This is a genomic window from Ferranicluibacter rubi (assembly GCF_011603255.1).
GTDB classification, from domain to species: domain Bacteria; phylum Pseudomonadota; class Alphaproteobacteria; order Rhizobiales; family Rhizobiaceae; genus Ferranicluibacter; species Ferranicluibacter rubi.
The window spans coordinates 107,475-123,273 of sequence record NZ_JAANCM010000013.1; the positions used below are offsets into that span (position 1 = coordinate 107,475).

A 15,799-nucleotide genomic window follows, 5' to 3' on the forward strand; every position below is an offset into this window, starting at 1 on the left:
GCAAAACGCGCGACCGAAGCCGCGCGCTGCCGAATTTGCTCGTGTTGCAGGCCTACTTCAGGGCTGCGTCGGTGATCTCGTGCGTCCAGGCGCCGGCCGGCTCCTTGGTGATGACGGGGTCGGAACCGCCCTTCATGAGGGATGCGACGGTGCGGGTGTAGTCGGCCTCATCCAGCGCGCCGTTGGAGCCGGCGGTGAGCTTGGCGATCTCGCCCATCATGCGCTTCTGGTGCTCTTCGGTCTGGGCGCCCGTGGCGTCGTTTTCGAGCACAATGCCGGCGGCTTCGTCCACATGCTCCTCGGCATATTTCCAGCCCTTCATCGAGGCGCGGACGAACTTGACCATCTTGTCCTTGAAGGCCGGGTCCTTCAGCTTGTCTTCGAGCACGTAGAGACCGTCTTCCAGCGTCGCGACGCCCTGGTCCTCGTACTTGAAGGTCACGAGGTCTTCGGGCTTGATGCCGGCGTCGAGAACCTGGCCGTACTCGTTATAGGTCATGGTGGAGATGCAGGCGGCCTGCTTCTGGATCAACGGATCGACGTTGAAGCCCTGCTTCAGCACGGTTACGCCCTCCGGCCCGCCATCCGTCTTCAGGCCGAGCTGGCTCATCCAGGAGAGGAACGGATATTCGTTGCCGAAGAACCAGACGCCGAGCGTCTTGCCCTTGAAATCGGCCGGGGTCGCGACGCCGCTCTCCTTGAGGCAGGTCAGCATCATGCCGGATTTCTTAAAGGGTTGGGCAATGTTGACGAGGGCGACGCCCTTTTCGCGCGTGGCGAGTGCCGACGGCATCCAGTCGACCACGACATCGGCGCCACCGCCGGCGATGACCTGTGGCGGTGCGATATCCGGCCCGCCCGGCTTGATCTCGACGTCGAGACCTTCCGCCTCGTAGAAGCCCTTGTCCTTGGCGACGTAGTAGCCGGCGAACTGGGCCTGCGTGACCCATTTCAGCTGCAGCGTTACCTTGTCTGCCGCCATGGCGTCGAAGGCGGCCAGCGTCAGCGCGCTGGACATGAGAAGCGATGCGATTGTCCGTTTCATGTACGTTCCCTTTGTTATCGTTCGTCTTTTTTACGCCCGCCCACCGCGGACGGACGGATGCCAGAAGGTGACGACGCGTTCCACCAGCGCGACCACACCATAAAACACCGAGCCGGCCAGTGCCGCCACAGCGATTTCCGCCCAGACCATGTCGACATTCATGCGCCCGACCTCGGTGGAGATGCGAAAGCCCATGCCGGCGATCGGCGTGCCGAAAAACTCCGCAACGATGGCACCGATCAGCGCCAGCGTCGAGTTGATCTTCAGCGCATTGAAGATGAAGGGCCAGGCGGCCGGCAGCCGGAGCTTGACGAGCGTCTGGAACCAGGATGCCGCATAGGTCTGCATCAGGTCCTTCTCCATGCTGCTCGCGGCGGCAAGCCCGGTCACCGTGTTCACCAGCATGGGAAAGAACGTCATGATGACGACGACGGCGACCTTGGAGGGCCAGTCGAAGCCGAACCACATGACCATGATCGGAGCGATGCCGACGACGGGCAGGGCGGAGACGAAATTGCCGAGCGGCAGCAGGCCCTTCTGCAGGAAGGGCGATCGATCGATGGCGATGGCGACGAGGAAGCCGAGCCCGCAGCCGGCGACATAGCCGGTGAGCACGGATTTCAGGAACGTCTGGCGGAAATCCGCCCAGAGCGTCGGCAGCGACGAAATGAGGCGCGTCCAGATCATGGAGGGTGGCGGCAACAGAACCGCCGGTACGGCAAAGCCGCGTACGAATCCTTCCCAGAGGACGAGCAGGCTGACGCCGAAGAGGACCGGTACGACAAGCCGGATCGTGCGCTCTGCGGTTTTCGAGGCGAGTTTCTGACGCACAAGCCATTCGTTGAGCGCCCAGGCGGCGAGCCAGAAGAGGATGGCGGGCAGGATGGCGTTCATGGGCGGGCTCCCATGCGGCGCAACACCGCGCTGTGGGCCGCGCCGACGATGAGGACGAGGACGGCGGCAAGGCCTGCAGCCATGAACAGGGCCGACCAGATCTGCACCGTCTGCCCGTAATAGGACCCAGCCAGCAGGCGCGCGCCGAGGCCTGCAACAGCACCTGTCGGCAACTCGCCGACGATGGCCCCGACCAGCGAGATCGCCACCGCCACCTTCAGCGAGGTGAACAGATAGGGCATGGAGGCCGGCCAGCGGAGCTTCCAGAACAGCTGCGAGGGGCTGGCATTGTAGGTGCGCATCAGGTCGAGCTGGATCTGCTCGGGGCTGCGCAGACCCTTCACCATGCCGACGGCAATCGGGAAGAACGAGAGATAGGTTGAGATCAGCGCCTTCGGCAGCAGGCCGGAAATGCCGATGGCGTTCAGCACGACGATGATCATCGGCGCGATGGCGAGGATCGGGATGGTCTGGCTGGCGATGATCCAGGGCATCAGCGAGCGATCCATCGCCCTGTTGTGCACGATGCCGACGGCAAGCGTGATGCCGAGCAGCGTGCCAAGTCCGAAGCCGACGAGCGTGGCCGAGAGCGTAATCCACGCGTGGTAGACAAGGCTGCGCTTGGAGGTCACCGGCTTGTTGATGGTGGTGTCCCACAGCTCTGCTATCACCTGATGGGGCGCCGGGAGAACGGGCCGCACCTGCGCCATCGTCCGGGGCACGATTTCCGAAAAGGTGATGGTGGTGCCGGCCCGGGCGGCGGTGTCGCGCTCGAACGGCGCGTTGAGGAAGACGGCGGCGGCGTACCACAGGGCGAGCAGGGCTGCGAGAATGGTGAAGACGGGGAGGATTTTTTCGCGGGTGGTCATGGATAGGGCACCCCGGCGGTGATGGGGTGATGAAAGAAGTCCCGCTCTGGGCTGCCGCCCATCTCCCCCACAAGGGGGGAGACCTGCAGGTGGCTGCCGATCGCCCTATTTTGGGCAAATTCATTCTGGATGCCGATGGTGAGAGAAAGACCTCGCCGCACGTCTTCTCCCCCCTTGTGGGGGAGATGGCCGGCAGGCCAGAGAGGGTGTTTCTTTCGAACAGGCATCACGACGCTCCCACCTCGGCAAGACGCTCGGCAATCTTGCTTTCGATCAGCTGCGTGAGATGATCCGGGTTGCCGATGATCTGATCGTTGTCGAAGCGGAGGACAGTGAAGCCCTGTTGCATCATGAAGGCGTCGCGGCGCCGATCGTGTTGTTTTCCCGCGTCGGTCTCGTGGCTGTCACCATCGACCTCGATGACGATGCGGGCGATGAGCCACGCGAAATCGGCGATGTAGGGGCCGATGGGCGTTTCACGCCGGAAGCGGGCGCCGCGGGGGTGGAAATCCCGCAGGATGTTCCACATGATTTGCTCGGCCTTGGTGCGTTCCCGACGGAGGCGCTTGGCGCGGGTTCGGGTGAGGGAGGTGATGTTGGAGTGGGCCATGGTTCGGGTGGTCCCGGTGAGGCGGTGGTGTTGGTTTGGGGAAGGAAGGCCCTCTCTGGCCTGCCGGCCATCTCCCCCACAAGGGGGGAGAGGACTTGTGGCCTGCTCCCTGATCCATTTTCGATGTGCAGTGCGGAGCGCATGCTGCCACATGTGAAGACAGTTCAGTAAAATTCTAAACCCGCTTTGTGGAGTAGAAGGCCCGCTCCAAGTCTTCTCCCCCCTTGTGGGGGAGATGCCCGGCAGGGCAGAGAGGGCCTTCCTTCTTTCCCCCCACAACCCCACGCTACTCGTCATAGCTATGCCCCGCCCGCAACCCATCCCGTACCCGGCTGGCGATCTCCAGAAACTCCGGTGTCTCGCGGATATCCAGGGGGCGTTCCCGCGGCAAAGTCGACTCGATGACGTCGGTGATCCGGCCCGGCCGCGGGCTCATGACGACGATTCTGGTGGAGAGGTAGACGGCTTCGGGGATCGAGTGGGTGACGAAGCAGATGGTCTTTTCGGTGCGCGCCCAGAGCTCGAGGAGCTGCTCGTTCAGGTGGTCGCGGACGATTTCATCGAGCGCGCCGAAAGGTTCGTCCATCAGCAGGAGATCGGCGTCGAAGGCGAGCGCGCGGGCGATGGAGGCGCGTTGCTGCATGCCGCCGGAGAGCTGCCAGGGGAATTTCTTGCCGAAGCCGGAGAGGTTGACCAGCGCAAGCGTGCGCTCGATCCGCGCCCGCTTGTCGGCCTCACTGTAGCCCATGATCTCCAGCGGCAGGGCGATGTTCTGCTCGATCGTGCGCCAGGGATAAAGGGCTGCGGCCTGGAAGACGTAACCGTAGGAGCGGTTCTTGCGTGCATCCTCGGGCGTCGTGCCGTTGACGGTGATGGTACCGGCGGTCGGCTTTTCCAGATCCGCGATGACGCGCAGGAAGGTGGTCTTGCCGCAGCCGGAGGGGCCGATGAAGGAGACGAAATCGCCCTTGCGGACGTCGAGATTGACACCCGTCAACGCGGTGACCGGGCCGTCGTCTGTCTTGAAGGTGAGCCCGAGATCCCGGGCGGATACAACGGAGCGGGTATTCGGAGACCCGGCTTTCGGAACGAGGGCATCTTGTATCATCTGCGGCATTGCGAAAGCGGTCCCCATGTGGTGCCGTCCTTGAAACGGATCGTGTAGCCCTTCGCGCCCTCGTCGAGCGCGACGGTTTCCGTCGGGCCGACCTCGCCGTCGGCGTCGCACTGGGTGCGGATGGTAAAGCCCGACGCAGTTTTCGCGGCCGTTCCCTCGAACTGGCAATAGACCGTGGCCGTGGTGATGCCTTCATCGTTGAGGAGGAAGAAGGCGTCTGCACCGCTCGATTCCCCGGTCTTGGTGTAGAGGCAGCCTTCCGCATTGCCATAGGCCCCGTCGAGAAATGTGGGCGCCGCGATGCTCACACCGGAGACGCAGCCGCAGGCGGCAAAGAGCGCGAGTGAACGCATCAGACGCCGCTCGCCGGAATGCCGGTGCGGGTGACCTTGCGCGGCGCGGTAATGTCCTTCCAGGTAGAGAGCGCCTTTGCGACCGGCGTCACCGGCGGGCGGCGCACGAAGGCGCCATGGCCTTCTCGCGTCTTGACCGTATCCTCCTCGATCGCGACGACGCCACGGGTCAGCGTGTAGCGGGGCAGGCCGGTGACCGTTTTTCCCTCGAAAACGTTGTAATCGATCGCCGATTGCTGGGTCTTTGCCGAGATAGTCTTTGTCCGCTTCGGGTCCCAGACGACGAGATCGGCATCGGCCCCGACGAGGATCGCGCCCTTCTTCGGGTAGATGTTGAGGATCTTGGCGATGTTGGTTGAGGTCACGGCGACGAACTCGTTCATGGTGATGCGGCCGGTGGCGACGCCGTGGGTCCAGAGCATCGGCATGCGGTCTTCGAGACCTCCGGTGCCGTTGGGGATCTTGCGGAAGTCGCCGAGGCCGGAGCGCTTCTGCTGCGTGGTGAAGGCGCAATGGTCGGTTGCGACGACCTGCAGCGAGCCGGAGGAGAGGCCGGCCCAGAGGCTGTCCTGATGCTGCTTGCTGCGGAAGGGCGGCGACATCACGCGGCGGGCGGCGTGGTCCCAGTCGGGATTGGCATATTCGCTTTCGTCCAGCGTCAGGTGCTGGATCAGGGGCTCGCCATAGACTCGGCAGCCCTTCTGCCGGGCGCGGCGGATGGCTTCGTGGCTCTGCTCGCAGGAGGTGTGGACGATATAGACCGGGCAGCCGGCCATGTCGGCGATCATGATGGCGCGGTTCGTCGCCTCACCCTCGACCTCCGGCGGCCGTGAATAGGCATGCGCTTCCGGCCCGTCATTGCCGTCCGCCATCAGTTTGGCCTGCATCTGCGCCACCACATCGCCGTTTTCGGCATGGACGAGCGGCAGTGCGCCAAGTTCCGCGCAGCGCTGGAATGAGGCGAACATCTCGTCGTCATCCACCATCAGGGCACCCTTGTAGGCCATGAAGTGCTTGAAGGTGTTGATGCCCCTGTCGCGGACGATCGTCTCCATCTCCTCGAAGACCTGCGCCCCCCACCAGGTGATGGCCATGTGGAAAGAGTAGTCGCAGGCCGCCCGCGAGGTCTTGTTGTGCCACATATCGAGCGCGTCGAGCAGCGACTGGCCGGGGTTCGGCAGCGCGAAATCCACCACCATCGTCGTGCCGCCGGCAAGAGCCGCGCGAGTGCCGCTCTCGAAATCGTCGGCGGAATAGGTGCCCATGAACGGCATTTCGAGATGGGTATGCGGATCGATACCGCCGGGCATGACGTAGCACCCCGTCGCGTCCAGCGTGTCGCCACCCGTCAGGTTCTGTCCGATCTCGGCTATGAGGCCGTTCTCGATGCGGATGTCCGCGGTGTAAGTGAGATCGGCGGTGACGATGGTGCCGTTCTTGATGATGGTGGTCATGGATGTTCCCCTTGTTGTTTCTTTTCGCTCGTCGGGGGAGCGGGATAAGGTAGGCCAACGGCCAAGGTCAGAGCGATTTCGAGTCTTGTCATATCCGCGGGCCCAAGCTGGCCGATTCGTTGGCGAATGACCTCCTTTTTCAGAGGCGAGATTTTTTCGACCATAACTTGAGAGACGTGCTGCAAACCGTTTTCAGCGGTCGGCGCGACGATGGGCCGAAGCACGGGTGCGTCGATCAGATATGTTGTAATCGGACATGCAAGAATGCTGCTCAAAGGCTCGATGAAGGCATCTGCCTGCATGATCACGGCAGGTCTGGGTTTTCCAAGTTCAGCGGGAAAAACCGCAATCACGACATCTCCCCGGCTAAGTTTCATGGCTCGTCCCAGTCCACCGGCCCGACCGCCGCGATCCAGTCCATGATTTCGTCTTCCTCATCGGAGGCTGCGATCCGTTGTGCCTCCTGCTGAAGCTGCTCCTGAAACGCCATATCATCGGTAACGGGAACCCAGATCTCGACCGGACGATAGCCTCGCCTCATCAGGTCCGCCCGCTCTTCTTGTGACAATTCTCTTGGACGTCCCATCGCCGTCTCCTGTGCGGTCCTCATCCTGTCGTTCTATGTTACTCCACAATCTCCGCCGTCTCCACCACGGCATGAAACAGCACATCGCAGCCGGCGCTGGCCCAGTCCTTGGAAATCTCCTCCGCCTCGTTGTGGCTGAGACCGCCGACGCAGGGGCACATGATCATCGTTGCAGGCGCGACCTTGGCCGCCCAGCAGGCGTCGTGGCCGGCGCCGGATATGATGTCCATGTGGCTGAGGCCGAGCTTTTCGGCGGCGGTCCGCACCGTCGAGACCAGCGTCGGGTCGAAGGTGATGGGGTCGAAATGGCCGACGGCCTCGACCGCGTAGCCGACGCCGAGATCTTCGCAGATCCGGGCGGCCTCCGCCTCGATCGTTGCGCGCATGCGGTCGAGTTTCGCCTGGTCGGGCGTGCGGATATCGACGGTGAAGACGACCTTGCCGGGGAGGACGTTGCGCGAGTTCGGGGAGAAGAAGACCTGGCCGACGCCGCCGACCGCGCCCGGCTGTTCGCCCATGGCCACAGTCTGTACCATCTCCACAATGCGCGACATGGCGAGGCCTGCATTGACGCGCAGTGCCATGGGCGTCGAGCCCGTGTGTGCCTCGCGGCCCGTCAGCGTGAATTCCAGCCACCAGAGACCCTGGCAGTGGGTGACCACGCCGATCGCCTTGTTTTCCGCTTCCAGAATGGGACCCTGCTCGATGTGATATTCGAAATAGGCGTGCATCTTGCGCGCGCCCATCTCTTCCTCGCCCAGCCAGCCGATCCGCTTCAGCTCGTCGCCATAGGTCTTTCCGTCTGGATCCTTACGGCTATAGGCATAGTCGAGCGTGTGGACGCCAGCGAAAACACCGGAGGCCAGCATGGCGGGGGCAAAGCGCGCGCCTTCCTCGTTTGCCCAGTTGGTGATGACCACGGGGTGCTTGGTCTTTAGGCCAAGGTCGTTCATGGTGCGCACGACTTCCAGTCCCGCGAGCACGCCGAGCACACCGTCGTATTTTCCGCCGGTCGGCTGGGTGTCGAGATGCGAGCCGACATAGACGGGCAAGGCATCCGGGTCGGTGCCGGGACGGGTCGCAAACATGGTTCCCATGGCATCGACGCCCATGGTCATGCCGGCGTCGCGACACCAGGTCGCAAACAGGCTGCGGCCTTCGGCATCCGCATCGGTCAGCGTCTGGCGATTGTTGCCGCCGGCAATGCCCGGGCCGATCTCCGCCATCTGCATGAGACTGTCCCAAAGACGGTCGGCATCGACACGCATATTCTCGCCTGGTGCTGCCATGGCTTCATCCCTCTTCGTTCGAACGCGACGATGCGCAATGGCGCGATCGGGCCTGACGTTCGATTGCATTGTTCCCGCCGGTCGAATGGGGCATTCTTTTTGTTCGCCCTCGTATCAGTCGTTGCGTTTGTCATTGAAGTGACTGATAATTTAACCGGTTGGTAAACATTACAACTTCCGTTGCAGCACTCAAGACGGAAAAGCAAAAAAACGAAAAAGCTGCAAACGACGTGACGGACATGGCGGTCGGAAGGCCGGCGAAGGGGGCGTGGGATGGCATTGCCAAGAGCAGCGAGAACGCAACGGCGCACGCGGATCCAGGAAGAGAAGGAAGAGGTGATTCTGGAAGCGGCGCTGGAGGTCTTTGCGACCAACGGCTTTCGCGGCAGCACCATCGACCAGATCGCCGAGGTCGCAGGCATGTCGAAGCCGAACCTGCTCTACTACTTCCGCACCAAGGAGGCGATGCACCGGGCACTGATCGAGCGGGTGCTCGACAGTTGGCTCGATCCGCTGCGCGAATTCGATGCGGAGGGCAATCCAGTGACCGAGATCCGCAGCTACATCCGGCGCAAGCTCGAAATGGCGCGCGATTTTCCGCGCGAGAGCCGGCTTTTCGCCAATGAAGTCCTGCAGGGTGCGCCGCGGATCGAGGACGCGCTGATGGGGCCGCTGAAATCTCTGGTGGACGAAAAGGCGAAGGTCATCCGCGCCTGGGCCAAGGCCGGCAAGATCGCCAAGTGCGACCCCTATCACCTGATCTTCGCCATCTGGGCGACGACGCAGCACTATGCCGACTTCGACGTGCAGGTGCGGGCGGTGCTCGGCACGGATCGGGCGGGCGAGGGGCGTTTCGAGGATGCGGCCCGGTTTCTGGAACTGCTTTTCGTCAATGGTCTCGCGGTGGGCGGGCCTGCCAACGGTGGACCTGCGACCTGAGATCTTTTCGCGGAAAGTCTGATCAGGCGCCGGTGCGTGCGGCTTGCGCCACGGCCGCCTTTCTGGCGCGGGCGGCGGCAAGCAGCGTGCCGATCTCCTCGGCATTCTCGACGATCAGCGTTTCCAATGTGCCCTTGCGGCCGCGAATGGCGATGTCGTAGCTTTCGCGGTCGTCCAGAGTCAGTCCGGCATAGCGAATGACGTCGGCGGAGACGGCGAGCTGGGCGTCATATTCCTTGGCGAACCCTTCGAGACGGCTTGCCGCGTTGATGGTATCGCCGACGGCCGTCAGGGACGAGGCGCGGCCGTAGCCGATATGGCCGATGATCGCCGGGCCCGCATGCATGCCCATGGCGATGCGCAGGGGCTTGTCGAGTTCGCTGGTGAAGTTGCGGTTGAGCGTCTCCATGCCGCGGGCGATGCGCGCCGTGGCTTCCAGCGCATTGGCGCAGGCGTCCTCGATCCGGCCGGTGAGGCCGAAGATCGCCAGCACGCCATCGCCGATGAATTTGTCGATCACGCCGCCGGCACCCTCGACGGCCTCGCCGATCGTCTCGAAGTAGCGATTGAGCAGGAAGACCGTATCGAACGGCAGTTGCTGCTGGGTTAGCAGTGTAAAATCGCGCAGGTCGCAGAACAGCACGGCAATGCGGCGTTCGCGACCGGCGGCGACGTCCTCGCCGATCTGCGGGCGCACGCCGACATTGTCCGCGCCAAGCACAGGAGCGATGGCCACGTCATGGTTCGGCCGAAGCTGGCAGCCGAGGCGAACATTTTCGCCGGCGCGAATGCGGATCAGCGTCTGGCGCTCGCCCTCGCTCGGCGGCGGCAATCCTTCCAGCCCTTCCGTGACGCGGACGCGACAGGTGGAACAGCGGCCGCGTCCGCCGCAGACGGAAAGGTGGGGTATGCCGGCAGAGCGGCTGGCCTCCAGCACGGAGAAGCCGCGCGCGACCGACAGCACCTTGCCATCGGGATAGCGGATCCGCACCTTGCCGCGGATGGGGAAGGACCGCCAGAGCAGCGTGAAGCCGATGCAGGCCGCAAGGGTATAGAAGATGGCCTGTCGGATCTCGGCCAGACGTGCGGGATCGGTGCGGCCCGACATGAACCAGGCATTCGACGGCATTGCGGGCCCGAGGGTGCGGGCGGCGACCATGAAGCCAAGCAGCGACAGCACCGGGACCAGAAGCGCAAGGGTATAGAGCGTCAGCGCCATGCGCGGATACCAGTCCCGGCCGCGCATCCAGAACCAGAAACCGAGACAGCCATGCGCCCAGGCGATGATCAGCGCCGCGGACTGCCAGACGGTGTTGCTGGTTCTCGACCAGATGCGCGGCAGGACATCGCGATAATCGGCGGAGTAGCCGGACAGCATCCAGTCGATGCGGGTGACGGTGACGTGGCTGATCAGCAGGAAGGGCAGAGCGAGCCCCAGCCCGATCTTCAGTGCCTCGCGCATCGGCATACGCAGCGTCTGTCGCCGCCGCAGGCCATCGAGCGCCAGCACGAAATGGACGGCAAGCGACCCGTAAAGGGCGATGGTTCCCGGCAGGCTGCGCCAGATCTGATTGAAGAGATCCCGGCCGCGTTCCATGGCGTCGATCGAGATGAGACCGAGGGCGTGGTTGAGGAAGTGCGTGAGCAGAAACAGACCCAGGCACACGCCGGTCCAGATATGCAGGCGCTTGCGCAGCTTCGAACGATCGCGTTTCAAGCGGGCTCCGGTCCCAACGGTTGATCACAGCATGCTTATCGGCCAGATTCCGACGCGGAGCAACGCACGAATTGCGACGCGGGCTTCAAGCGAGGTCAGCGGTTTGCAAACGCCGTATGACCTGTCCCTCGATGAAAGGTGCACGGGATCTAAAATGGAACGAGAGATCCGTCGGTGGTTGGATCCATCCTGGTCTTGCCTGTGAGCAAGGACCACCGTGAAATCCCGGAATGGACGGATCTTGCCTGATTTTCCGCTGCGACAAATTGCCTTGTCACCAAAAAACGTTTCCCTTATACGGCGATCCCGGGGGGACTAACAAGACGTGAGGTTGACATGGCCGGTGAAAAGAATAGCGGCGCTCCGCGTTCGGGAACTTCGCAGCATCTGGCCATAAGTCGTCGGCAACTTCTTGGATCCGCTGCAACCGGTGCGGCCGCTCTCACCTTGTCCTCGCTTCCCAGCTGGGCTCTTGCGCCCGAAAAGACGGTGGACGTGCTTCTCGTCGGCGGCGGTATCATGAGCGCCACGCTCGGCGTGCTGATCAACGAGCTGGAGCCGTCGTGGTCGATCGAGATGATCGAGCGGCTGGACGATGTGGCGCTTGAGAGCTCCAACGGCTGGAACAATGCCGGCACCGGGCATTCCGCGCTCGCAGAACTCAATTACACCCCCAAGGATGTGAACGGAAACGTCGATATCAGCCGCGCCGTCGGCATCAACGAATCCTTCCAGGTCTCCCGCCAGTTCCTCGCGCATCAGGTCGATCGTGGCGTTCTGAAGGACCCGCGCTCCTTCATCAACTCGACGCCGCATATGAGCTTCGTCTGGGGCGACGACAACACGGAATTCCTGGAGAAGCGCTTCGAGGCGCTGAAGGCCAGCGCGCTGTTCTCCGGCATGAAGTTCTCGCGCGACCATGACGAGATCGCGACATGGGTTCCGATCATGATGGAAGGCCGCGATCGGTCGCAGACGCTGGCCGCCACGTGGTCGCCGCTCGGCACCGACGTGAACTTCGGCGAGATCACCCGCCAGTACGTGACGCATCTGAAGACACAGCCGACGTTCAGCCTGACGGCCTCGAGCGAGGTGCAGGAGATCACCCGCAACGAGGACGGCACCTGGCGGGTGAGCTACACCGACACGCGGACCGGCGCCCAGAAGGGCGTGATCAACGCGAAATTCGTCTTCCTCGGGGCCGGCGGCGGTGCTTTGCCGCTGCTGCAGATGTCGGGCATTCCCGAAGCTGCCGATTATGCCGGCTTCCCCGTCGGTGGGTCGTTCCTCGTCTGCGAGAAACCCGAAATCGTCAACCGTCATCTGGCGAAGGCCTACGGTCAGGCGTCGGTCGGTGCGCCGCCCATGTCGGTGCCGCATCTCGACACGCGCATGCTGGATGGCAAGCAGGTCGTGCTGTTCGGACCTTTCGCGACCTTCTCGACCAAGTTCCTGAAGGACGGTTCCTACTTCGATCTTCCGGCCTCGGTGACGCTCGACAATATCTGGCCGATGCTGCAGGTGGGCATGAACGAGTTCAGTCTCGTCCAGTATCTCGCCGGTCAGCTGCTGATGTCCGACGAGGATCGCCTTGCTGCCCTGCGCGAGTATTTCCCGCAGGCCAAGGGTGAAGACTGGCGCTTGTGGCAGGCCGGGCAGCGCGTGCAGATCATCAAGCGCGATCCTGAGAAGGGCGGCGTCCTGAAGCTCGGCACGGAAATCGTTGCCTCGCAAGATGGTACGATCACGGCTCTTCTGGGGGCATCCCCGGGGGCCTCGACGGCAGCGCCGATCATGCTGGACGTGCTGAAGAAGGTCTTTGCCGAGCGTCTGGCGACGCCGGAATGGCAGGCAAGGGTGCAGGCGATGGTGCCAAGCTACGGCAAGAAGCTCAACGACGACCCGCAGGCGCTCGCGCTGGCCTGGGCCGCGACGAGCGAACGCCTTCAGCTCGCCATCGCACCGCCGGCCATCGGCGCAACGACGCCTTCCGCTCTTCCGGCCGGCGACGTGCGCCGTGTACCGGATATGGCGCTCTAGTTTATCGACCTTAGACCTGCCGACGTTTCGCGCGGCAGGTCATGATTGGAGCGCGACGATCCGTTCGACGCGCTCTCGTTATTCCGCTGCCTGCCGTGACATCGGGTTGTTCGGGTGCGTGGTCCAGTTCGCATAAGCGGGATCGACCACCTTGCCGGTGCGCTCGTCCAGCGTGCCCGGGGGCAGGGCGAACATGGTGATGCAGTCCTGCACGGGACAGACGTTGACGCAGAGATTGCAGCCGACGCATTCGTCTTCCATCACCTCGAAATGCCTGACACCATCGACATACTGCGTAATCGCCTGATGCGAGGTGTCCTCGCACGCGATGTGGCAGCGGCCGCATTTGATGCAGGCATCCTGATCGATCCGGGCCTTGGCGACATAGTTGAGGTTGAGATACTGCCAGTCCGAGACGTTGGGAATGGCCCGGCCGGTGATGTCGTTGAGCGTCCGGTGGCCCTTGGCGTCCATCCAGGTCGAAAGCCCCGTGATCATCTCCTGGACGATCTTGAAGCCGTAGGTCATGGCGGCGGTGCAGACCTGCACGTTGCCTGCGCCGAGCACGAGAAACTCCGCCGCATCGCGCCATGTGGTGATGCCGCCGATGCCGGAAATCGGCAGGCCGTGGGTTTCGGGATCGCGGGCGATCTCGGCGACCATGTTGAGCGCGATTGGTTTGACCGCCGGGCCGCAATAGCCGCCATGGCTGCCCTTGCCGTCGATCGAGGGCTCGGGCGCGAAGGTGTCGAGGTTGACCGAGGTGATCGAGTTGATGGTGTTAATCAGCGACACGGCGTCGGTGCCGCCGGCCTTTGCGGCGCGGGCGGGGTGGCGGATGTCGGTGATGTTCGGCGTCAGCTTGGTGATGACCGGCATGCGGGTGTACTGCTTGCACCAGCGCACCACCATCTCGATATAGGCGGGCACCTGGCCGACGGCGGCGCCCATGCCGCGCTCCGACATTCCGTGGGGACAGCCGAAATTGAGCTCGATGCCGTCGGCACCGGTCTCCTCCACAAGCGGCAGGATCGCCTTCCAGCTTTCCTCCTCGCAGGGCACCATGATCGAGGCGATCAGGGCGCGGTCGGGCCAGTTCATCTTGACCTGCTTCATCTCCCGCAGGTTGGTGTAAAGGTCGCGATCGGTGATCAGTTCGATATTGTTGAGACCGAGGAGCCGCCGGTCGGCGCCCCAGATCGCGCCGTAGCGCGGGCCGTTGACGTTGACGACCGGTGGGCCGTCCTCACCGAGCGTCTTCCAGACGACGCCGCCCCAGCCGGCCTTGAAGGCCCGCTCGACATTGTAGGCCTTGTCGGTCGGCGGTGCCGAGGCGAGCCAGAAGGGGTTGGGGGATTTGATGCCGACGAAAGTGTTGCGCAGATCAGCCATGGTCCATCTCCCTCAAGCAACGGCGACAGCTGGGTGGCGCTCGGCCATCAGCGTGCGGTGGATCGATTCAGCCGCGTCGCGGCCTTGAGCAACGGCCGACACGGTGAGGTCCTCACCGCCGAGGCGACAGTCCCCGCCGGCCCAGACGCGATCAAGCGAGGTCCGCCCATCCGCATCCACGACGATGCGGCCGGACTGAAGGGCGACGATGCCAAGTGGATCGGCCTCCAGGGTCTGGCCGATAGCCTTCAGGATCTGGTCGGCCGCAAGAATGCCGGTCTCACCGGTGGCGACCAGACGTCCGTCTACATCGTTGGTGTAGTCGAGTTCGATGCCGGCGACCTTGCCGTCTTCGCGGACGAGGATGCGCCGCGGTTGCAGCCCGTGGCGGATGGTGACGCCGCGCGACGTGGCGAGATCCTGCTCGTAAGGCGACGCATTCATGTGCTCGCGTCCGCGGCGGTAGCAGATGGTCACCTCCTCGGCGCCCAGCAGCTTTGCCTGCACCGCCGCATCGATCGCGGTCATGCCGCCGCCGATGACGACAACGCGGCGACCGACGGGGATGTCGGTTTTGCCTGTGGATTGCCGCAGGGCCGCGATGAAGTCGATGGCATCCCCGACGCCTTCGGCCGCTTCGCCTTCCATGCGCAGCGCGTTGACGCCGGTGAGGCCCATGCCGAGAAAGACGGCATCATGACGAGCGAGGAGATCGGCGAGCGTGATGTCGCGACCGAGCATTTGACGGTTTCGGATCTCGATGCCGCCGATGGCAAGCACGTAATCCACCTCCTTCTGTGCGAAGTCGTCCGTCGCTTTGTAGGTGGCGATACCGTATTCGTTCAGACCGCCGGCCTTTTCGCGGGCGTCGTAGACCACGACGTCATGGCCGTTGACGGCGAGGCGATGGGCGCAGGCAAGGCCCGCGGGGCCTGCGCCGACGACGGCCACGGTCTTGCCGGTCGAAGGGGCGCGCTCATAGAACTGGCGGCCTTCGGCCATGGCGATGTCGGTGGCGAAGCGCTGGAGCCGGCCGATCGCGACCGGGCGACCCTCCGCCTCCATGCGGACGCAGGCCTCCTCGCACAGCGTTTCGGTGGGACAGACCCGGGCGCATATGCCGCCGAGAATGTTCTGGTCGAAGATCGTCTTGGCCGAGCCGATCGGATTGCCCGTCGCGATCTGCCGGATGAAGAGGGGAATGTCGATGGAGGTGGGACAGGCCGTCATGCAGGGCGCGTCGTAGCAGAAGTAGCAGCGGTCGGATGCGACGAGCGCCTCGTGCTCGTCCAGGCGCGGATGCAGATCCGCGAAATTCGCCTCATATTGGCCGGGCGTCAGCCGCCCGCCGATCATTCCGGAGTCCGTCGTTCCCATGTTTTCCTCCCAATGGCAACCGCACGATCAGCGAAGGCTAACATGGAAAATTTCTTGATCAAAAGGTAAAATTTCGAGCCGCCCTTCGGTATTCCCTGAGCGGACGGGTCGATTGAC

The 15,799-nt window shown here is 63.5% G+C and carries 15 protein-coding genes; 2 read left to right on the top strand and 13 right to left on the bottom strand.

The window, feature by feature from the left end; translation table 11 throughout:
- Positions 1-52: 52 nt before the first annotated feature.
- The 10 genes from G8E10_RS21375 to G8E10_RS21420 form a co-directional block, all read right to left on the bottom strand.
- Positions 53-1,045 carry an ABC transporter substrate-binding protein gene (locus G8E10_RS21375; protein ID WP_167130602.1) on the bottom strand — a complete coding sequence of 331 codons (993 nt, stop codon included), beginning with the start codon at positions 1,043-1,045 and terminating at the stop codon, positions 53-55.
- A gap of 30 nt (positions 1,046-1,075) precedes the next feature.
- Positions 1,076-1,939, bottom strand: a complete 864-nt coding sequence (locus G8E10_RS21380; RefSeq protein ID WP_167130603.1) for an ABC transporter permease — start codon at positions 1,937-1,939, stop codon at positions 1,076-1,078.
- Positions 1,936-2,808, bottom strand: a complete 873-nt coding sequence (locus G8E10_RS21385; protein ID WP_167130604.1) for an ABC transporter permease — start codon at positions 2,806-2,808, stop codon at positions 1,936-1,938. The genes G8E10_RS21380 and G8E10_RS21385 overlap by 4 nt, the downstream gene beginning before the upstream one ends.
- 226 nt (positions 2,809-3,034) lie before the next feature.
- The gene (locus G8E10_RS21390) at positions 3,035-3,418 is read right to left on the bottom strand and encodes an endonuclease domain-containing protein (protein WP_167130605.1); all 384 of its coding nucleotides are present in this window, start codon (positions 3,416-3,418) and stop codon (positions 3,035-3,037) included.
- Positions 3,419-3,704: 286 nt separating this feature from the next.
- Complete coding sequence (locus G8E10_RS21395) at positions 3,705-4,526, bottom strand: ABC transporter ATP-binding protein (RefSeq protein ID WP_167130644.1); 822 nt, start codon at positions 4,524-4,526, stop codon at positions 3,705-3,707.
- Entirely contained in the window at positions 4,523-4,888 is a 366-nt protein-coding gene (locus G8E10_RS21400; RefSeq protein ID WP_167130606.1) for a hypothetical protein, read from the bottom strand. Before G8E10_RS21400 ends, G8E10_RS21395 begins: the two co-directional genes overlap by 4 nt.
- Entirely contained in the window at positions 4,888-6,342 is a 1,455-nt protein-coding gene (gene hydA, locus G8E10_RS21405; RefSeq protein WP_167130607.1) for a dihydropyrimidinase, read from the bottom strand. Before hydA ends, G8E10_RS21400 begins: the two co-directional genes overlap by 1 nt.
- Complete coding sequence (locus tag G8E10_RS21410) at positions 6,339-6,719, bottom strand: type II toxin-antitoxin system PemK/MazF family toxin (protein ID WP_167130608.1); 381 nt, start codon at positions 6,717-6,719, stop codon at positions 6,339-6,341. Before G8E10_RS21410 ends, hydA begins: the two co-directional genes overlap by 4 nt.
- Positions 6,716-6,928 (bottom strand): antitoxin MazE-like protein, encoded by a 213-nt coding sequence (locus G8E10_RS21415; protein WP_165910708.1) that lies wholly within the window; start codon positions 6,926-6,928, stop codon positions 6,716-6,718. Before G8E10_RS21415 ends, G8E10_RS21410 begins: the two co-directional genes overlap by 4 nt.
- Before the next feature lie 38 nt (positions 6,929-6,966).
- Positions 6,967-8,217 (bottom strand): Zn-dependent hydrolase, encoded by a 1,251-nt coding sequence (locus G8E10_RS21420; protein WP_167130609.1) that lies wholly within the window; start codon positions 8,215-8,217, stop codon positions 6,967-6,969.
- A gap of 273 nt (positions 8,218-8,490) precedes the next feature.
- Here G8E10_RS21420 and G8E10_RS21425 point away from each other — a divergent pair, with 273 nt between their 5' ends.
- On the top strand, positions 8,491-9,156 hold the full coding sequence (locus tag G8E10_RS21425; RefSeq protein WP_132662698.1) for a TetR family transcriptional regulator C-terminal domain-containing protein: 666 nt from the start codon (positions 8,491-8,493) through the stop codon (positions 9,154-9,156).
- A 22-nt stretch (positions 9,157-9,178) separates the two neighbouring features.
- On the opposite strand, the gene G8E10_RS21430 is transcribed toward G8E10_RS21425, so the two are convergent.
- Positions 9,179-10,873 carry an adenylate/guanylate cyclase domain-containing protein gene (locus G8E10_RS21430; protein WP_167130610.1) on the bottom strand — a complete coding sequence of 565 codons (1,695 nt, stop codon included), beginning with the start codon at positions 10,871-10,873 and terminating at the stop codon, positions 9,179-9,181.
- Positions 10,874-11,209: 336 nt separating this feature from the next.
- Here G8E10_RS21430 and mqo point away from each other — a divergent pair, with 336 nt between their 5' ends.
- Positions 11,210-12,913 carry a malate dehydrogenase (quinone) gene (gene mqo, locus G8E10_RS21435; RefSeq protein WP_167130611.1) on the top strand — a complete coding sequence of 568 codons (1,704 nt, stop codon included), beginning with the start codon at positions 11,210-11,212 and terminating at the stop codon, positions 12,911-12,913.
- 78 nt (positions 12,914-12,991) lie between these two features.
- On the opposite strand, the gene preA is transcribed toward mqo, so the two are convergent.
- On the bottom strand, positions 12,992-14,305 hold the full coding sequence (gene preA / locus G8E10_RS21440; protein WP_167130612.1) for an NAD-dependent dihydropyrimidine dehydrogenase subunit PreA: 1,314 nt from the start codon (positions 14,303-14,305) through the stop codon (positions 12,992-12,994).
- A gap of 12 nt (positions 14,306-14,317) precedes the next feature.
- Complete coding sequence (locus G8E10_RS21445) at positions 14,318-15,682, bottom strand: NAD(P)-dependent oxidoreductase (RefSeq protein WP_167130613.1); 1,365 nt, start codon at positions 15,680-15,682, stop codon at positions 14,318-14,320.
- Positions 15,683-15,799 lie beyond the last annotated feature (117 nt).